Genomic DNA, 19,769 nt, shown 5'->3' on the forward strand with positions numbered 1-19,769 from the left:
ATCCCAGAAATGGGAAATATTGTATTTTTGTACCCATTTATTTGCATGACAGAGAATCTTCTATGGACAAATATTCCTTTCTAAATACCGCTCATACTTCTTTTTTTGCGGAATTATACGACAAGTATCTTATCAATCCCGACAGTGTAGAGCCTAGTTGGCGTGCCTTTTTTCAAGGTTTCGATTTTGGAACCGAATCTGCTCTTGATGGGTTGGATGTTGAGGCTTTAATAGCTGAGAATGGCACACAGGGTGGTGCTGTGCAGCAAATGCCGGAGTCGCTTCAAAAGGAGTTTCAGGTTATTCGTTTGATTGATGGTTACCGTAGCCGAGGGCATTTGTTTACTAAAACAAACCCTGTTCGCGAACGTAGACAATATGAGCCTACACTGGATATTGAGAACTTTGGACTCTCACAAGGTGATATGGATACGGTTTTCAATGCCGGTGAGATTATCGGTATTGGAGCAAGTAGTCTAAAAGAAATTATTGATCATTTACAACATATTTATTGCGATGCCATTGGTGTTGAATATATGTATATCCGTAAACCGGAGCGTGTTGAGTGGATTCAGAATTGGTTGAACGTAAATGACAATCACCCAAAATTTGATGCCGAGCACAAAAGACGGATTCTGAAAAAATTGAATCAGGCTGTTTCGTTCGAAGGCTTTTTGCATACTAAATATGTAGGTCAAAAACGATTTTCCCTAGAAGGTAATGAATCATTGATTCCTGCTTTGGATGCTGTAGTGGAGCGTGCTGCCGAGCTTGGTGTAGAGCAGTTTGTTATGGGAATGGCCCACAGGGGGAGACTTAATGTACTTACCAATATTTTTGGAAAAGCCGCAAAGGATATCTTTAGCGAGTTTGATGGTAAGGATTATGAGCAAGAGATTTTTGATGGTGATGTAAAATACCATTTAGGCTGGACGTCCGAACGTAAAACGGATAACGGTAACAGAATAAAAATGAACATTGCACCCAATCCATCGCATTTGGAAACCGTTGGTGCCGTTGTAGAGGGTATAGCCCGTGCAAAACAAGATGCTCATTTTCCGGATGACTTTTCAAAAGTATTGCCAATAGTTGTGCATGGTGATGCGGCTATTGCAGGTCAAGGTCTTGTGTACGAGTTGGTTCAGATGGCTAATTTGGATGGCTATAAGACCAACGGAACTATTCATATGGTGGTCAATAACCAGATAGGTTTTACCACAAACTATTTAGATGCACGTACGTCTACCTACTGTACGGATGTGGGTAAAGTTACTTTAAGTCCTGTTCTGCATGTAAATGCAGATGATGCAGAAGCTGTGGTACATGCCTCACTTTTTGCTCTGGAATATCGTATGCGTTTTAATAGAGATGTGTTTATTGATTTGCTAGGGTATAGGAAGTATGGTCATAATGAAGGTGATGAGCCTCGTTTTACACAGCCCAAATTGTACAAGGCTATAGCTAAGCATCAAAATCCGCGTGATATATATGCGGAAAGATTGTTGGCGGAAGGAATTATAGAGGCCGACTATGTAAAAAAATTAGAAGAGGAATACAAGGCTTCTTTGGAAGAAGAGCTTGTAGATTCCCGTAAAGAAGATAAAACGGAAATCACTCCCTTTATGGCGGACGAATGGAAAGGTTTTTCCAATGTTCGTGAGTGGGAGATGATGGAGAAAGTAGATACCACTGTTGATAAGGAGGAACTTACCAAGGTGGCAAAGGTAATCACACAACTGCCAAAGGATAAGAAATTCTTGCGTAAGGTAGAGAAATTGGTGAGAGACCGTAAAAACATGTTCTTCGAGACCGATAAGCTAGATTGGGCCATGGGCGAATTATTAGCTTATGGTACTTTGTTGCAAGAGGGCTATGGTGTGCGTATGTCCGGTCAAGATGTGGAACGTGGTACTTTTTCGCATAGACACGCCGTAATGAAGGTAGAGGAGAGTGAAGAAGAAGTAATGCTATTAAATCATCTTAGTGACAAACAAGCTAAGTTTCAGATTTATAACTCATTATTGTCAGAGTATGGTGTAGTTGGTTTCGATTATGGTTATGCCATGGCAAGTCCTAATACATTAACTATTTGGGAGGCGCAGTTTGGGGATTTTAGTAATGGTGCCCAAATTATGATAGATCAGTATATCTCTGCGGCAGAAGATAAGTGGAAACTACAGAACGGATTGGTAATGTTGCTTCCTCATGGTTATGAAGGTCAAGGGGCGGAACATTCCTCTGCTCGTATGGAAAGATATTTGCAGCTTTGTGCAAGGGACAATATGTACATAGCAGATGTTTCAACTCCAGCTCAGATGTTCCATATTTTAAGAAGGCAGATGAAAGTTAATTTCAGAAAACCTCTTATCATATTTACGCCAAAAAGTTTATTGAGGCATCCAAAGGCAGTTTCGTCCGTAGATGAATTGGCAACCGGTAGTTTTCAAGAAGTTATAGATGATGCTTCCGTAACTGTAGAAAAGGTAAAGACTCTTGTGTTCTGTACCGGTAAATTCTATTATGATTTATTGGCGGTAAAAGAAGAGCAGAATAGGGAAGATGTGGCATTGGTTCGTGTAGAGCAATTGTTTCCGCTTCCGGCTGAAAAAATGAAAGAAATCATTGCAAAATATGACAAGGTGGACGATTTGGTGTGGGCACAGGAAGAGCCAAGAAACATGGGGGCTTGGAGTCATATGATGATGCATTTTAGTGATTCGCACAAATTCAGGGTAGCTTCAAGAAGATTTTATGCTTCTCCTGCGGCCGGTAGTGCGGTGCGTTCAAAAATGAGACATCAGCAAGTAATTGATTATGTATTCGATAAGACAAAGAATAATATGTCAAAACCAATACCTAAACCTACTAACGATTAAGGTTTAGACGATTTTAAAAGTAAAGATAACACAGCAAATAAGTATAGCATGATATTAGAAATGAAAGTCCCATCTCCGGGTGAATCTATCACCGAAGTAGAAATTGCGGAATGGTTGGTAGAAGATGGTGATTACGTTGAAAAAGACCAGGCCATTGCCGAGGTGGATTCAGACAAGGCTACATTAGAACTTCCTGCTGAAGAAAGTGGGGTTATTACGCTGAAGGCCGAAGTTGGTGATGCTGTTGCCGTTGGTGCCGTAGTTTGTTTAATTGATACAGATGCTGCAAAACCGGAAGGGGCTGCTGCGGAAAAGGATTTAGCTGAAGATAAAAAAGCGGAGCCTAAAAAGGAAGAGGCAAAAGCGCCGCAACCTGCACAGGCAAAAGAAACGTATGCTTCAGGAGTAGCTTCTCCTGCCGCTAGAAAAATATTGAGTGAAAAAGGTATCGATTCTTCTGCTGTAAAAGGAAGCGGAAAAGATGGGCGTATCACTAAGGATGATGCTGTAAACGCTGTTCCTTCTATGGGTACACCTACCGGAGGAAGTAGGGGGGAGACGCGTTCAAAACTGTCTATGTTGCGCAGAAAAGTTGCGGAGCGTTTGGTTTCCGCTAAGAACGAAACAGCAATGCTTACCACCTTTAACGAGGTTGATATGTCTGCTATTTTTGAACTTAGAAAGCAATATAAAGATGATTTTAAAGCCAAGCATGGTGTAGGTTTAGGTTTTATGTCCTTTTTTACAAGAGCCGTAGTTCGTGCATTGGAAATGTATCCGGCGGTAAATTCAATGATCGATGGGAAGGAAATGGTTTCCTATGATTTCTGTGATATTAGTATTGCGGTTTCAGGTCCTAAAGGATTGATGGTTCCGGTAATTAGAAATGCGGAGAACCTTACTTTTAGGGGGGTTGAAGCGGAAGTAAAAAGATTGGCTATTCGTGCCCGTGAAGGTGAAATCACTGTAGATGAAATGACCGGAGGTACATTCACTATTACTAATGGAGGTGTTTTTGGGTCAATGTTGTCCACACCAATTATCAATCCACCGCAAAGTGCCATTTTAGGAATGCACAACATTGTGGAAAGACCTATTGTTAGAGATGGGGCTATTGCTATTGCACCTATAATGTATGTGGCCGTATCTTATGACCACCGTATTATTGATGGAAAAGAATCTGTAGGATTCTTGGTCGCCATTAAGGAAGCATTGGAAAATCCAGAAGAATTATTAATGGATGGTAATGTTAAGAAGGCTTTGGAAATGTAGAAAATACTATTCTTTATAATATATAACCCTAAAACTCTTAAGTCTGTTAAAGAGTTTTAGGGTTTTTTCTTGTTGCGTAATTACGTTTTTGGGTACGTTGCCTACATTCTTAGATATACACAATATTTGTCATAATCAATGACTGCTTTTGCTTTCTTTAGGACATCTGCACCTATGATTCCGTCTACCGGAAAACTGTTGTGTGCGGTTAGGGCTTGGTTTACATGAACTAAATCAAAAAGTACAATTTTTAATGTTTTCGCTTTCCAGTTGCCTATTTGAATTTTGTTTTTGTCAGATATAAGGGTTTCCATATCCGTGGCTCCCGCTCCTGCAGCTTTAATTTCAGACGCTTCGGAGGCAAGTCCAAATTGCTTTATTTTGTCAATGCCAATACAGGTGTTTGATGCTCCAGTGTCTAAAATGAATCTTCCGGTAATACCATTTATTTTGGCTGAAATTTCAAAGTGATCGGTTTTGGTGAGCTTTAACGGGATTTGGGTGTACTTTTTTTTTCGTAGGAATCTTTTCAAAGAGGACATCTATTCTTTTTGTCAAAGATAAGGCTATTTTTGCAGCATGATACTAACGGATACCCACACACATTTATACAGTGAAGCTTTTGATGAGGATAGGGAAATTGCTATTGATAGAGCAATTGCCATTGGTGTAAAACGATTCTTTATACCAGCTATTGATTCAACTTATACAAGTGCTATGTTGGCGCTAGAGAAATCATACCCGAAACATATTTTTTTGATGATGGGCTTGCATCCAACTCATGTAAAAGAGAATTACAAGGAAGAGTTGAGCCATGTAGAGGAAATGCTTGAACAACGAAATTTTTATGCCGTTGGTGAAATTGGCATTGATTTGTTTTGGGATAAAACCTTTTTAAAGGAACAACAAAACGCTTTTAGGGCGCAGATTCAGTTGGCAAAAAAGTATAAATTGCCCATTGTTATCCATTGTCGTGATGCTTTTGATGAGGTTTTTGAGGTTTTGGAGAGTGAGAAAGGAGATGAGTTGCATGGAATTTTCCATTGTTTTACGGGGAATCTGGAACAGGCTCAAAAAGCAATATCCTATAATATGAAGCTGGGTATTGGTGGTGTGGTTACCTTCAAAAATGGAAAAATAGATACGTTTTTGGCTGAAATTCCACTGGAGCATATCGTTTTGGAGACCGATTCGCCTTATTTGGCTCCGGTACCTTATCGTGGAAAACGAAACGAAAGTGCATACCTTATGAACGTGCTTGAAAAACTGGCCGATGTTTATAATGTGTCTACGGAGCTAATAGCAGATGTCACCACAGAAAATTCAAAGCAGGTATTTGGGGTCTAAAACGTCCTGTTTATTCAGTATAAAAATAAATATGTAGGGTTTGGGAGATAAAAGTAACATCCTTTTAATATATACGGGCGGTACTATAGGTATGGTCAAGGATTATGAGTCGGGGGCGCTTAAGGCATTTAATTTTGATAAATTACTGAAGAATATACCCGAGTTAAAGCAGTTGGATTGTACCATTGATTCCGTTTCTTTTGAGGAACCGATAGATTCTTCCAATATGAACCCAAAGCATTGGGCAGAGATAGCTTCTATTGTAGAGGGTCATTATGATTCCCATGATGGGTTTGTGGTACTTCATGGTAGTGATACTATGAGTTATACAGCTTCTGCATTAAGTTTCATGTTGGAAAATTTGGCCAAGCCGGTCATTTTTACCGGATCGCAATTGCCCATTGGGGATTTGCGTACAGATGCAAAGGAAAATTTGATTACGTCCATTCAAATAGCGGCTTTGCAGCGAAACAAAAGGCCTGTAGTGCAAGAGGTAGGCCTTTATTTTGAATATAAATTGTACAGGGCCAATCGTACCACCAAAATAAATGCGGAGCATTTTCAGGCGTTCGCATCGTTGAATTACCCTGAATTGATTGAGTCCGGTGTTCATTTAAAGGTAAGTGAAGAATATTTGCTACCTTATGTGAGGCGCAAAAGGTTCAAGGTCCATAAAAATATGGATACTAATGTTGTGGTTTTGAAGCTTTTTCCAGGTATTGGGCCTGCTGTTTTGGAAAGTGTGGTGGCTATTCCGGGATTAAAAGGTTTAATTTTGGAAACATATGGAGCCGGAAATGCGCCAAATGAGCCTTGGGTCATAGATATTTTAGAAAAGGCAAAAGAAAATAATATTCATATTGTAAATGTTACACAATGCTCGGGAGGTAGTGTTTCTATGGGGCGTTATGAAACAAGTAAACAGTTGGAGCGGCTGCAAGTTATTAATGGTAAAGACATTACGACCGAAGCTGCAATTGCCAAGTTAATGTACCTTTTGGGTAATAATGTATCGCCAAAATTGTTCAAGAGCATATTTGAGACTTCGCTACGTGGAGAGATTCAAGAAAATTAATAGTTTTAATTTCATCAACTAATATTTTTTTTGTTATTTGGGCACCCCTTAAAAAGGGTGATCTTGTCTGGTCTGTTTTTGTAAAAAGGTAGAAAAGGACAGGTTTAAAATAGAGAGGTGGCCGAGTGGTCGAAGGCGCACGCCTGGAAAGTGTGTATACACCAAAAGTGTATCGAGGGTTCGAATCCCTTCCTCTCTGCAGAACAAAAAGATTTTTCAGTTTAAATTAGTTTGAACTGGAAATATTTGTAAGTTTAATTTTTATATGCAAAATGGAGGTCTATGCTTGATTCGTTCGGGCACGGACACGGGTGTGAAAACCTGTTTCAATGTCTTGCTCAGTATTTGGCAACCACTTCCCCGATGCAACGAAGTTTTACTTTTTTTATTGTGATTTTTTTTTATCTTTAACCCTATTAAATAACTAATTTAAGTTTGAACAAATGAAAAAATTATCCTCTATCCTAGCCGTGGGCGGGTTGTTTGTAATGAGTACAAATACTGTTAATGCAATGGCTAATACAGCAATGATGCTGCAAGATGCCCCGGCTGAAGCTGAAAAAGGTTTCACCCAAGTGTTGAAAGAAATGTTTATACAAGGTGGTGCCGGCTTTATGGGTATTGTTCTTTTATGTTTGATTCTTGGTCTTGCGGTAGCGATCGAAAGAATCATCTATTTGAACATGGCAACTACGAATACTGCTAAACTAAGACAACAAGTAGAAGATGCATTGGCATCGGGTGGTGTTGAAGCTGCTAAAGAAGTTTGTAGAAACACTAAAGGACCTGTTGCTTCCATTTACTACCAAGGTTTGGATAGAGCTGGAGAAAGTGTAGAGTCTGCTGAGAAGGCTGTTGTAGCTTATGGTGGTGTTCAAATGGGTCAATTGGAGAAAAACGTTTCTTGGTTGTCTTTATTTATCGCTATTGCTCCAATGCTTGGTTTCATGGGTACGGTAATTGGTATGATTAAGGCCTTCCAGAAAATTAGTGCAGTGGGTAACTTAAGTGCGTCCCTTATTGCAGGTGATATCCAGGTAGCGTTATTGACTACGGTATTCGGTCTTATTACCGCTATTATCCTGCAAATCTTCTATAACTATATTATCGCTAAGATTGATAGTATCGTTAATGATATGGAAGATTCGTCTATTGTTTTGATAGACATGTTGGTGGACCACAAAAAATAAGTTTCACACGTAATACCTAAAATTATGCACAAAATTGTAAAGATAATATTGGTTGTTGTGGGCTTGATAGGCGCTGCCTTATGGTTCATGCTTCCAGAGTCTGAGACACCTGCCTCTGAGGCGGTAAATAACGGGGCTCTTAACGGAATGTTCGCTATTACTTGGTTGCTATTGGGAATAGCGGTTGTGTTCAGTCTTGTATTTGCTCTTAAAAACCTATTTTCTAATCCAGCTAATTTAAAGAAAACACTATTTGTAGTTGTTGGTTTCCTTTTAGTTGTTGGGATTGGTTTTGTAATGGCTAGCGGAACCGATGTTAGCGTTCAGGAAATGGCAGACAGAGGTGTACCGACTGATGAGGCTGAGATAAAGCAAATCGGAGCAGGTATAAATGTATTTTTCATATTAACCTTGGTGGCCGTTGGGTCTATGCTTTGGGGTGGTGTGAGAAAAATGATAAAATAATTAAAGAACTGAATTATGTCTAGAAGAGGAGGACCAGCAGAGGTAAACGCCGGATCAATGGCAGACATAGCATTCTTGCTACTAATATTTTTCTTGGTTACCACAACCATTGAAACGGATGCAGGTTTGGATCGTATGTTGCCACCTATTGAGCCGCCTACAGAAGAGCCACCGGTAATTAAGGAAAAGAACATCTTTACCGTTAATATTAACCGTAATGGTCAGTTGTTAGTGGAAGATGAGCTTACTGATATCAAGAGTCTAAGAGAAAAGGCAATGGCTTTCTTGGATAACGGTGGTGCACCATCAGGTTCTCCTGAATATTGTAGTTACTGCCAAGGAAAGAGACTTCCTGAGTCATCTGATAACCCGGCAAAGGCTATTATTTCTTTGAAGAACGATCGTGAGACTAAGTATAGCACTTACATAACAGTTCAAAACGAATTGGTAGGGGCTTACAACGATTTAAGAAACCGTGAGGCTCAACGTCTTTATAAGAGAGATTTTACTGATATGGAAGCTGAATATTTGAATCCAGAAACTGATTCCGGTAGAAAAGAGGATCTAAAGGAGAAGGTTAAAAGGATACAAGATTTATTTCCACAGAAGTTATCTGAGGCAGAGACCGGATCATCCAATTAATTAAGAGTATAAAAGAATAATATATGTCAAAGTTTAAAAAGAAAAAGGACGGAGGTTTACCAGCGGTAAATACTGCTGCGTTACCTGATATTGTATTTATGCTTTTATTCTTTTTTATGACCGTAACGGTTATGAAAGATAACACATTGAAAGTAGAGAATACTTTGCCTAACGCTAGTGAGACCAAGAAATTGGAAAAGAAGGACCGGGTAATATATATTTACGTAGGTGAGCCAACGTCTCAGTATGTAGCTCAATTTGGAAAGGAAGCTAGAATTCAATTGAACGACAAGTTTTCTTCTCCTTCTGATGTAGGTGATTATATTCTACAAGAAAGAGCAAAGAAGCCACAGGAACTTCAAAATGTTTTGACAACGGCTTTAAAAGTAGATAAGAATGCTAACATGGGTTTAATATCTGATATTAAACAACAGTTAAGAGAGGTAAATGCATTGAAAGTTAACTATACAACTTACGATGGAGATGCTTTTAATAACTTGCAGTAGTATTTCTTAAACTTATATGACAAGCGCCTCAGAATTTTTTCTGAGGCGCTTTTTATTTGCTTAATTTTGAGTTATGATTCGTTATGTTGTTATTCTGTTTTTTATGTGCTGCTTTGGCATGTATGGTCAAGTGGTAGGAGATTCAACAGTCGTTGATTCTAGATATTTTGAAGATCAATTTTACATTGGTATAACCTATAACTTTCTTTTGAATCAGCCAGAAGGTGTAAGTCAGCGAAACCTGTCTTATGGTTTACAGGCGGGTTTTATAAAGGATATCCCTTTAAATCATAGCCGTACTACCGCATTAGGGCTTGGTTTTGGTTACGGGGTATATTCGTATTATTCCAATCTTAAAGCAGAGGAAACAGCTTCAGGAATTTTGTATAGCATACTTGAGAGTGATAATGACTTTAAGCGTAATAAAATTGAAACTCATATGTTGGAGGTGCCTTTTGAGGTGCGTTGGAGAAACTCTACAGCCTCTGAGTATAAGTTTTGGAGGTTGTATGCTGGGATGAAATTTGGATATGTTTTTGGGGGAAGGTCCAAGTTAGTGCCTGTGGATACTGGTAAAATATCTTTTTATAATGAAGATATTCGTGACTTTCAATATGGACTTACCTTAAACTTTGGGTATAATACCTTCAACTTGCATGCCTATTATTCCTTAACCGGTGTTTTTAACGATAATGTGGTAGTGGGAAACGAGAGCTTAAATACCAAGCCACTTAGAATAGGGCTTATTTTCTACATATTATAGACCAAAGTTTAAAGCCAGAAGCGTATAATCATTAGCTGCGAAAGAAAGCCAACTAAAAATCCTAGTATTATCTCTGCTCTTGTGTGTGCCTTGAGATATAGTCTGGAAGTAGCTACCAGTCCCGTTAGCAATGTAAATATGCTCAGCCCTAAGGTTATGTTTACCTCAAAGTGAATGCTTAGTGCCGTTAGAAACATAACCAAGCTCCCCATACCCATGAGGTGCATACTTATTTTTAATTTAAAAAATAACGTAATTAGGGTGGTTAGAGACGCGATTATGAGTCCAACAAAGTAAAAGTGTAATTCAGCAATATTGGTGTTGGGAATAACCTTGTAAACCACGAATAGCAGTAAAGTAATGTGAATGTATATTGGGTATCTACGCTCCCTGGCAGATGACATAAAAATACTCGTTACCAAACCTAAATTCTTAAGTATAAAATAGACGATTATAGGAATGATTACCGTTAAGATAAATATGGGTAAGACATTCGCACTTTGAATGGCTATAGGGCTATATTTTGGCGTAATTAGAAAGTAGGCTAAAGTTCCTGCTACAGGAATGAACAATGGGTGAAAAACGTAGGATATAGCCTTTAAGAAAACCTTCATTAAATTTGTTTGCGCAATCGTGCTACAGGAATGTCTAGCTGCTCTCTATATTTGGCAACCGTTCTACGGGCTATAGGGTAGCCTTTTTCTTTTAATATCGCTGCTAATTTGTCGTCTGTAAGGGGTTTTTTCTTGGATTCTTCGCCAATAACCGTTTCAAGAATTTTCTTGATTTCCTTGGTAGAAACATCCTCACCTTGGTCGTTTTTCATTGACTCTGAGAAAAACTCTTTAATCAATTTGGTGCCGTAAGGGGTATCAACGTACTTGCTGTTCGCAACTCGGGATACGGTAGATACATCCATTTCTATTTCATCTGCAATATCCTTTAGTATCATTGGGCGAAGGTTGCGCTCGTCTCCGGTAAGAAAGTACTCGGATTGGTAGTGCATGATAGAGTTCATGGTAATGAAAAGCGTCTGTTGCCGTTGTCTAATGGCATCTATAAACCATTTGGCCGCGTCTAATTTTTGCTTAATGAATAGGACGGTATCTTTTTGCGATTTTGATTTTTTCTTGGCGTCTTTATAGCCTTTAAGCATGTTGTTGTATTCCCTAGAAACATGTAGCTCCGGTGCATTTCTGCCGTTTAGGGTAAGTTCTAGTTCCCCATCAACAATGCGAATGGAAAAATCGGGGACGACATGCTCTATCATCCTATTGTTTCCGGAATAAGAGCCCCCAGGTTTTGGGTTTAGTTTCTCAATTTCGGAAATAGCATCTCTAAGTTGTTCTTCAGAAATATTGTACTTCTGAATAAGCTTTTTATAATGCTTTTTGGTGAACTGCTCAAAAGACTTCTCAAGAATAGTGATGGCGAGTTCAACACTGGGAGTAGTTTCTTTTCGTTTTAGTTGAATGATGAGGCATTCTTCAAGCGAACGGGCCGCAACGCCCGGAGGGTCTAGTTTTTGAACTAATTTTAAAACCCTTTCAATTGTCTCTTCGTCTGTATAAATATTCTGAGTGAAAGCTAGGTCGTCCGTAATATCGGCTATCGGTCTACGGATGTAGCCACTTTCATCTACACTCCCAACTAAAAATTCGGCAATACTCCATTCTTCATCATTTAAGTAAACCGTGTTAAGTTGATTTAGTAAATATTGATTGAATGAAGTGCCCGCCGCGTAGGGAACGTTTTTTTCTTCGTCGTCCGAGCTATAGTTGTTGGCTTTGGTTCGGTAGTCTGGTATTTCATCATCACTTAAGTAGTCATCAATATTGATGTCTTCCGCAGAAATAATTTCACTATCCGAATCTTCATTTTCGTAAGTGTCCGCAAACTCATCGTCCATTGCGTCTAAATCTTCCTTGCCGCTTTCCAATGCAGGATTTTCCTCTAGCTCTTGCTTTAGCCGCTGTTCAAAAGCCTGAGTAGGCAACTGAATCAACTTCATTAGCTGTATCTGCTGAGGAGATAGCTTCTGCGATAATTTAAACTGTAAGTGTTGTTTTAGCATTTAGGACTAATATAGCTTGCCTTCTAAGATAACTATTTCTAACTAAAATTCTGCATTTTGGGGAGTTCGTGGAAAAGGAATTACATCACGAATATTACCCATGCCCGTAGCAAAAAGTACCAAACGCTCAAATCCAAGACCAAAACCACTATGAACGGCACTACCAAACTTTCTAAGGTCTAGATACCACCATAGTTCTTCCTCATCTATCCCTAGAGCGGCCATTTTTTCTTTTAGGACGTCTAGGCGCTCTTCACGTTGAGAACCACCTACAATTTCGCCAATACCAGGGAAAAGTATATCCATGGCGCGTACGGTCTTGCCATCTTCGTTTAAGCGCATGTAAAAGGCTTTTATTTTGGCAGGATAATCAAATAAGATAACCGGGCACTTAAAGTGTTTCTCTACCAAGAAACGTTCATGCTCACTTTGTAGATCGGCACCCCATTCGTTTATAGGGTATTGGAATTTTTTCTTCTTATTGGGTTTACTGTTTCTCAGAATATCTATGGCTTCGGTATAGCTTACACGTTTGAAGCTGTTCTCCGATACAAATTTCAACTTTTCAATCAGCGGCATTTCACTTCGTTCTGCCTGTGGTTTGGTTTTCTCTTCGTCTAAAAGACGTTTTTCCAAAAATTCAAGGTCATCTTGGCAGTTTTCCAAAACGTATTTAATAACGTTTTTTATAAAATCTTCGGCAAGATCCATGTTGTCGTTAAGGTCAAAGAAAGCCATTTCCGGCTCTATCATCCAAAATTCCGCCAAATGCCTAGATGTGTTACTGTTCTCTGCGCGAAAAGTGGGGCCAAAAGTATATACCTTGCCCAATGCCATGGCATACGTTTCCGCTTCAAGTTGTCCGGAAACCGTTAAATTGGTTTCCTTTCCAAAGAAATCCTCTTTATAGTTGATTTCGCCATCTTCGGTCAATGGTGGTTTCTTGCCATCTAGAGTTGTTACTTTGAACATTTCTCCCGCACCTTCGGCATCCGAACCTGTTATGATAGGCGCATGAAAATAGTTGAATCCGTTCTGCTGAAAATACTGGTGAATGGCAAAAGACAATGTAGAACGAACCCTCATTATGGCAGCAAATGTATTGGTACGTATGCGCAAATGTGCTTTCTCCCTCAAAAACTCCAATGAGTGCTTTTTAGGTTGAATAGGATAGGTTTCCGGGTCTGCGGCACCAAGAACGGTTAGGTCGCTTACCTGAATTTCAACTTTCTGGCCTTTTCCTTGACTTTCCACCAAAGTACCCGTAATCTTTACAGCTGCTCCGGTGTTAATTTGTTTTAAGACGCTCTCGTCAAACGATTCAAAATCTACAACACATTGCAGGTTGTTAATGGTAGACCCATCGTTCAGGGCTATAAAGCGATTGCTTCGGAATGCTTTTACCCATCCGTTTATAGTTACTTCTTGTAGTAAGAGGTTTTCTGAAAGTAGTTCTTTTACGCTATACGAGTTCATCTAAGTCACTTGAAAATTGAAGCGCAAAGATAAGTTTTTGAGAAAAGAATCAATACTTCTAACGGTTTAAATCAACCTCAATTTTTAGTAACATCGTCTTCGCCTTGCGGAAGAATGTCTATTTGGGGCTTTTTCAAGATTTTTTTACTCGCAATATTCCTCTCCAGAGACAATAATAGGGAAGGAAGGAGGATAAGGTTAGCTAACATAGCGAACATTAACGTGGCAGAAACTAAGGCGCCCAAAGCTACGGTTCCACCAAAATTTGAAATGATAAAAACCGAAAACCCAAAGAAAAGTACGATGGATGTATAGAACATACTTACTCCAGTTTCGCGTAAGGCCGCGTATACGGATTTTTTAATCTGCCATCTATTGGCTATCAGCTCTTGCCTGTATTTGGCCAAGAAGTGAATGGTGTCATCTACGGAAATACCAAAAGCAATGCTAAATACCAGTATGGTAGAAGGTTTGATGGGTACACCTACAAAACCCATAATACCAGCGGTCACGACCAACGGTAGTAAGTTGGGAATGAGTGAAATAACAATCATCCGGAATGACCTAAAAAGATAGGCCATAAATAGGGCAATCAAGAAAATCGCGAATGCCAGGGATAGAATTAGGTTTTTTACGAGGTATTTTGTGCCTTTTAAGAATAGCAATGCGCTTCCCGTCATATAAACGTTATAGCGGTCTGCAGGGAAAAATTTGTTGATATTCTCGTTTAGTCTTTCTTCAATTTGCTCCATGCGGTCCGTTTTTACGTCTTGCATAAAGGTGGTGATACGAGCGGTTTGCCCTGTGCTGTCCACAAAGTTTTTTAATAGGTTCCCATTTCCGTCGGAATTTTGGGCAACTTTCATTATAAAGTTGTTCTCCTGTGAAGTAGGTAACTGATAATATTTTGGAATGCCATTGTAAAAGGCCTGTTTTGAATATTTGACCAAATTTACTACCGAAATGGGCTTTGAAAGTTCCGGGATTTCAGTAATTACCTCACTTAATTGGTCTATGCGTTTTAGGTTGGCCGGTTTTAAAACTCCTTTTGGCCTTTTGGTATCCACAACGATTTCAACGGGCATGATACCGTCAAACTCCTTTTCAAAAAAACGAATATCCTTAAAAAATTGAGCGTTTTTGGGCATGTCCTCTATGGGGCTTCCCGAAATTTCAATTTGATAAATTCCAATTATACTGGTAATAAGAAGAATCAAAGAAACGATGTAAACCGCAATTCTACGTTCCCTAACAATGCGTTCCATCCAATTTACAAAAGCATCTATCCAGCGCTTGTTAAGGTGTTTTAGGTGCCTTGTTTTAGGAAGCGATAAAAAGCTGTAAATAATGGGGATGATGAGTAGCGATAATATAAAAATACCAATGATGTTAATGGATGCTACAATACCAAATTCCTTAAGCAACTTACTGTCCGTTATAATGAACGTTGCAAAACCGGATGCAGTGGTCATATTGGTCATTAAAGTGGCGTTACCGATCTTGGATATAACGCGCTGCAATGATAAGGCTTGGTTACCGTGTTTTTTGACTTCTTGCTGATATTTATTGATTAAGAAGATACAGTTAGGTATACCTATAACGATAATCAGCGGTGGGATTAAAGCGGTAAGAACCGTTATCTCATACTGTAAAAGGCCTAAAATACCAAAGGCCCACATTACCCCAATTATAACCACGCACATAGAAATGAAAGTTGCCCGGAAACTTCTAAAGAAGAAAAAGAAGATCAGTGAGGTGACACCTAGGGCGGCAAGGATAAATTTCCCAATTTCATCTATGATGTTTTGGGAGTTCATGGTCCTAATATAGGGCATACCTGAAACACGAACATCCAGTCCGGTCTCAGATTCAAAGTTTTCTATCAGGTGGTTAAGGTCTTCAAGGATAAAATCTTTTCGGACGCTCGTATTTACAATATCCCCGTCTAAGTTTGCTATGGTTCTGACAGTACCGCTCTCTTTGTTAAAGAGTAAATTGTCATAGAAAGGTAGGTCGTTAAACAGGTGGTTTTTTATACTATCTATTTCTTTTTTGGTCTTAACCTTGGAGCTAATGAGCGGCTCAAGAACAAACTTTTGATTTTCGTTGTCCTTTTTTAGTTCTTGAAGGTTATCTAAGGAGAGTACAAAATCTATCTCGGGAAATGCAGCAAGCTGTTTGCTGAATTTGTTCCATCTGTTAATATTGGTAGGGGTAAAGAGGGTAGAATCGTGAATGGCAAAAACTATGGCGTTGCCTTCTTCACCAAACTGTTTAAGGAAATCACGATACTCCAAGTTAACAGGGTGGTCATCCGGAAGAAGGTTTGCCTGAGTGTTGCTGAAGCGCATATTCTTCCATTGCATACCCAAGAAAACCGTAAATGCAACGATTAAAATAAGTATCAAAATACGATTTCGGAGAATTATACTTGCTGTCTTCTCCCAAAAACCTTGTTTAAGTTTGGCTGCCATCGTTCGATTTTTCCGAGCGCAAAGGTATAGAATGATTAGGTCTGTTCCTAAAATGTAATATTTAATTAACGTATGGGGCTAAATTAAAAAAGCAGCCAGTAAGGCTGCTTTTTTAATTCTATTGGAAACTGGGAGGTTAAACCTTCATAATTTCCGCTTCTTTTACGACTAAAAACGCATCTACCTTTTTTATGTACTTGTCTGTAAGTGCCTGAACATCAACTTCTGCATTTTTCTGTAAGTCTTCGGAAACATCGCTCAAATCACGAATTTCCTTATTGGCATCTTGGCGAGCGCTACGGATACCTACTTTAGCATCTTCCGCTTCGGCTTTGGCCTGTTTTGTTAATTGAATTCTTCGTTCCTCGGTTAATGGCGGTACATTAATGATTACAAAGTCGCCATTGTTCATAGGGTTGAAGCCTAGGTTGGAGTTCATAATGGCTTTTTCAATTTCCTGTAACATATTCTTTTCCCAAGGTTGCACAGAAATAGTACGTCCATCGGGAGTATTTATGTTAGCTACTTGAGAAAGTGGTGTCTGAGAACCATAGTATTCTACCATTACGGAAGAAAGCATGGCCGGACTTGCCTTACCAGCTCGTATCTTCATAAACTCTTTTTCCAAATGCCTCATGGCAGCATCCATACTTTCCTTGGCGGAGTCTAGTATAAACTGTATATCTTCATTCATAATTCAAATATAATATAAGCGGCAAATAAAACTAAATTAAGGCTAAAGATTTACAACAGTACCAATATTTTCGCCTTCTACTAATTTAATTAGGTTGCCCTTTTTGTTCATGTCAAAAACTACAATAGGCAGTTCGTTCTCTTGGCTTAACGTAAACGCAGTGGTGTCCATTACTTTGAGGCCTTTTAAAAGTACGTCTGCAAAAGAGATGGTGTCAAACTTGGTTGCGTTTTTGTCTTTTTCAGGGTCAGATGTATAGATGCCGTCTACACGGGTACCTTTTAGAATTACATCAGCCTCAATTTCTATAGCACGCAAAACGGCAGCGGAGTCAGTTGTGAAATAAGGGTTTCCCGTTCCGCCTCCAAAAATTACTACGCGGCCCTTTTCTAAGTGGCGCATGGCACGTCTTCTGATAAAAGGCTCGGCCACTTCGTTAATTTGAATGGCAGATTGTAGTCGCGTTTGTACGCCCTGCATTTCTAAGGCACTTTGCAGTGCAAGCCCGTTTATAACTGTAGCTAGCATGCCCATATGGTCGCCTTGTACCCGATCCATCCCGGTTGCGGCTCCAGTAAGTCCTCTAAAAATGTTTCCTCCACCAATTACTATGGCAATTTCTACACCTTTCTGTGCTACTTCTTTAATTTCTTCTGCATATTCGGCTAGACGTTTAGAGTCTATTCCGTATTGCTTTTCACCCATTAGGGCTTCACCGCTAAGTTTTAAGAGAATTCTTTTGTATTGCATGGCTAGTATTTCGTTGAGGCAAAAATAATCAAAAAATCTTAGGGTTGGTTTTTGAAGTGGTAGATAAAGCGAAGCTTAATTATTTCCTAATAATGGTGCAGGATTCTAGTAAATTTTATATCCTTGTAATCCTCTAAAAATAGGGGTATTACTTACATATGAGTGTTAAAATATATACGATGAGAAAATTAAGTTTACTGGCCGTAACTATATTATTGGCCGGTTGTGGGGCAACAAAGAATCTGCTTACTGCGGATAAGACTCCGGTTTTGGCGGTTTTGGATTTAAAGAACGTGGTTGATGATAAAGTTGCTGTTACGGTAGATGCTGGTGCTTTCACCACAGATGAAGTGTCTTTTTTTATACCAAAAACCGTTCCTGGTACCTACAGTACGGATAATTATGGCCAATATATTGAAGGCTTCAAGGCTTTGGATTACGATGGAAAGGAGCTGGCTTTCTCTAAAAAGGATGATAACACATGGACGATTTCCAACGGAAGAAACTTGGATAAAGTTACGTATTATGTAAATGACACCTACGATACGGAAGGGGAGGTAAAGGATAAGGTTTTTTCTCCTTCCGGAACAAATATTATAGCGGGTAAAACCTTTATGCTCAACCTACACGGTTTTGTTGGTTATTTTGGTGGACTTAAGGAGGTGCCTTATGAATTGTCTATTTCAAGGCCAGAAGCACTGCAGGCTACAACGTCTTTAACTCCCAAGAAACTGGAGTCTCCAGTTGCAAACGTTGATGTTTTTACGGCGGATAGGTATTTTGATGTAATTGACAACCCTATTCTTTATGCCAAACCAAATACGGAGACTTTTGAGATAAATGGTATAACGGTTACATTAAGTGTTTACTCTCCAAGCGGAATTTATTCTGCATTGAGCCTAAGAGATCGTATGGAGAAAATGATGGGAGCCCAGAAGACATTTTTGGGAGAGATCAATGGAACCAAAATTTATAACATCCTATTGTATTTGTCAACTATGGAAGCTGATGATGCTTCCGGTTTTGGGGCATTGGAGCACCATACCTCTACGGTGGTTGTTTTGCCTGAAGCAATGACAAAGGATAGATTGGAGCAGGCAATGGTAGATGTGGTTTCTCACGAGTTTTTTCACATCGTTACACCGTTAAATGTGCACTCCGAAGAGGTGCAATATTTTGACTTCAACGACCCTAAAATGTCTCAGCATTTATGGATGTACGAGGGAACCACGGAATACTTCGCCAATCTTTTTCAGATTCAACAAGGGCTTATTGATGAGGCGGATTTCTATGAGCGTATGATGGGTAAGATAAATAATGCAAAAGCTTATGATGATGATATGTCTTTTACCGAAATGAGTAAGAACATTCTGGTAGAGCCTTATGAAAAGAACTATGCGAATGTTTATGAAAAGGGTACTTTGATTAACATGGCGTTAGATATTCAATTGAGGGAGCTTAGTAATGGAGAGAAAGGTGTGTTATGGTTGATGAAGGAGTTAACTAAGAAGTATGGTAACAACACGCCGTTTAAAGATGATGAGCTTATAGATGAAATTGTAGCTATGACCTATCCTGAAATCCGTGTTTTTTTTGATACCCATGTTATTGGTAATACCCCGATTAATTACAACGATTACTTGAAAAAAGTTGGGTTAAAAACCGCTTTGGTTGAGCAGGAGACTGGATATTTTTTAGATGGGGATAATCCTTTTATTGATGTTGAGCAAGGCGATGAAAATGTAGTTTTTATACGAAAAGGAATACAGTTAAATAGCTTCTTTAATGGTTTGCAGGCTCAGGGAGGTGATGTTATAAAGAGTATTAACGGTACCCCGGTTACTTTAGCGTCTATAAGGTCTATTATAGGACAGAGTTTTGCGTGGTCTCCGGATACTGAGATTAAAATGACGGTTAAACGAGGAGAAGAGGAACTTGAGTTAGAAGGTAAGGTTGGTAATCCAACTTTGAGTATTGAAACGATAACTCCAATTGCAGATGCTAGTGCAGATGCCGTTAAGCTAAGGGAGATTTGGATGAAAGGGAAATAAGGTGGTTTTTCAATAAGTATAAATAAAGAGCGCTACTTTCTCAGTAGCGCTCTTTTTGTTTTAAAACGGACTTTGTAATTGATGGGAAGTTGTCTGTAACTTTTGTTCGTGTAC

General features: G+C 39.2%; 17 protein-coding genes and 1 tRNA gene. 11 read left to right on the forward strand and 7 right to left on the reverse strand.

Features of this window, described 5'->3' with window-relative positions; genetic code table 11:
- Positions 1 to 62: 62 nt before the first annotated feature.
- Positions 63 to 2,876 (forward strand): 2-oxoglutarate dehydrogenase E1 component, encoded by a 2,814-nt coding sequence (locus Q4597_RS05375; protein WP_303405125.1) that lies wholly within the window; start codon positions 63 to 65, stop codon positions 2,874 to 2,876.
- Positions 2,877 to 2,924: 48 nt separating this feature from the next.
- Positions 2,925 to 4,148 (forward strand): 2-oxoglutarate dehydrogenase complex dihydrolipoyllysine-residue succinyltransferase, encoded by a 1,224-nt coding sequence (gene odhB, locus Q4597_RS05380; protein ID WP_215438554.1) that lies wholly within the window; start codon positions 2,925 to 2,927, stop codon positions 4,146 to 4,148.
- 101 nt (positions 4,149 to 4,249) lie between these two features.
- Here odhB and Q4597_RS05385 read toward each other — a convergent pair whose 3' ends face one another.
- Entirely contained in the window at positions 4,250 to 4,690 is a 441-nt protein-coding gene (locus Q4597_RS05385; protein WP_215912997.1) for a TIGR02281 family clan AA aspartic protease, read from the reverse strand.
- 37 nt (positions 4,691 to 4,727) lie between these two features.
- Here Q4597_RS05385 and Q4597_RS05390 point away from each other — a divergent pair, with 37 nt between their 5' ends.
- The 8 genes from Q4597_RS05390 to Q4597_RS05425 all read left to right on the forward strand — a co-directional run bounded on the left by Q4597_RS05390 (position 4,728) and on the right by Q4597_RS05425 (position 10,136).
- Positions 4,728 to 5,495 carry a TatD family hydrolase gene (locus Q4597_RS05390; RefSeq protein WP_303405128.1) on the forward strand — a complete coding sequence of 256 codons (768 nt, stop codon included), beginning with the start codon at positions 4,728 to 4,730 and terminating at the stop codon, positions 5,493 to 5,495.
- Positions 5,496 to 5,535: 40 nt separating this feature from the next.
- Positions 5,536 to 6,570, forward strand: coding sequence for an asparaginase (locus Q4597_RS05395; protein ID WP_303405129.1), 1,035 nt, complete (start codon positions 5,536 to 5,538; stop codon positions 6,568 to 6,570).
- A 111-nt stretch (positions 6,571 to 6,681) separates the two neighbouring features.
- A tRNA-Ser gene (locus Q4597_RS05400) sits at positions 6,682 to 6,769 on the forward strand.
- Positions 6,770 to 7,013: 244 nt separating this feature from the next.
- Positions 7,014 to 7,760 (forward strand): MotA/TolQ/ExbB proton channel family protein, encoded by a 747-nt coding sequence (locus Q4597_RS05405; protein ID WP_215912994.1) that lies wholly within the window; start codon positions 7,014 to 7,016, stop codon positions 7,758 to 7,760.
- Positions 7,761 to 7,784: 24 nt separating this feature from the next.
- Complete coding sequence (locus Q4597_RS05410; protein ID WP_215912993.1) at positions 7,785 to 8,225, forward strand: hypothetical protein; 441 nt, start codon at positions 7,785 to 7,787, stop codon at positions 8,223 to 8,225.
- A gap of 15 nt (positions 8,226 to 8,240) precedes the next feature.
- Positions 8,241 to 8,867 (forward strand): biopolymer transporter ExbD, encoded by a 627-nt coding sequence (locus Q4597_RS05415; RefSeq protein ID WP_215912992.1) that lies wholly within the window; start codon positions 8,241 to 8,243, stop codon positions 8,865 to 8,867.
- 23 nt (positions 8,868 to 8,890) lie between these two features.
- Positions 8,891 to 9,373 (forward strand): biopolymer transporter ExbD, encoded by a 483-nt coding sequence (locus Q4597_RS05420; protein ID WP_215438547.1) that lies wholly within the window; start codon positions 8,891 to 8,893, stop codon positions 9,371 to 9,373.
- Between the two features lie 73 nt (positions 9,374 to 9,446).
- On the forward strand, positions 9,447 to 10,136 hold the full coding sequence (locus tag Q4597_RS05425) for a porin family protein (RefSeq protein WP_215912991.1): 690 nt from the start codon (positions 9,447 to 9,449) through the stop codon (positions 10,134 to 10,136).
- Positions 10,137 to 10,144: 8 nt separating this feature from the next.
- Here the strand turns inward: Q4597_RS05425 and Q4597_RS05430 are convergent, their stop codons facing one another.
- The 6 genes from Q4597_RS05430 to pyrH all read right to left on the reverse strand — a co-directional run bounded on the left by Q4597_RS05430 (position 10,145) and on the right by pyrH (position 17,604).
- Positions 10,145 to 10,750, reverse strand: coding sequence for a hypothetical protein (locus Q4597_RS05430; RefSeq protein WP_215912990.1), 606 nt, complete (start codon positions 10,748 to 10,750; stop codon positions 10,145 to 10,147).
- Positions 10,750 to 12,210, reverse strand: a complete 1,461-nt coding sequence (gene rpoN / locus Q4597_RS05435) for an RNA polymerase factor sigma-54 (protein WP_215912989.1) — start codon at positions 12,208 to 12,210, stop codon at positions 10,750 to 10,752. The genes Q4597_RS05430 and rpoN overlap by 1 nt, the downstream gene beginning before the upstream one ends.
- Positions 12,211 to 12,252: 42 nt before the next feature.
- The gene (gene asnS / locus Q4597_RS05440) at positions 12,253 to 13,686 is read right to left on the reverse strand and encodes an asparagine--tRNA ligase (RefSeq protein ID WP_303405134.1); all 1,434 of its coding nucleotides are present in this window, start codon (positions 13,684 to 13,686) and stop codon (positions 12,253 to 12,255) included.
- A 77-nt stretch (positions 13,687 to 13,763) separates the two neighbouring features.
- Positions 13,764 to 16,160 carry an RND family transporter gene (locus Q4597_RS05445; protein ID WP_215912988.1) on the reverse strand — a complete coding sequence of 799 codons (2,397 nt, stop codon included), beginning with the start codon at positions 16,158 to 16,160 and terminating at the stop codon, positions 13,764 to 13,766.
- Between the two features lie 136 nt (positions 16,161 to 16,296).
- Positions 16,297 to 16,854, reverse strand: a complete 558-nt coding sequence (frr, locus tag Q4597_RS05450; protein WP_215438541.1) for a ribosome recycling factor — start codon at positions 16,852 to 16,854, stop codon at positions 16,297 to 16,299.
- 42 nt (positions 16,855 to 16,896) lie between these two features.
- Positions 16,897 to 17,604: a UMP kinase gene (gene pyrH, locus Q4597_RS05455; protein WP_215438540.1), complete on the reverse strand. Its 708-nt coding sequence runs from the start codon at positions 17,602 to 17,604 to the stop codon at positions 16,897 to 16,899.
- Between the two features lie 179 nt (positions 17,605 to 17,783).
- On the opposite strand from pyrH, the gene Q4597_RS05460 reads away from it, so the two are divergent.
- On the forward strand, positions 17,784 to 19,655 hold the full coding sequence (locus Q4597_RS05460) for a peptidase M61 (RefSeq protein WP_303405137.1): 1,872 nt from the start codon (positions 17,784 to 17,786) through the stop codon (positions 19,653 to 19,655).
- The last annotated feature ends 114 nt before the right edge of the window (positions 19,656 to 19,769 follow it).

The sequence above is a fragment of the Zobellia sp. 1_MG-2023 genome (assembly GCF_030549125.1).
GTDB lineage: Bacteria > Bacteroidota > Bacteroidia > Flavobacteriales > Flavobacteriaceae > Zobellia > Zobellia russellii.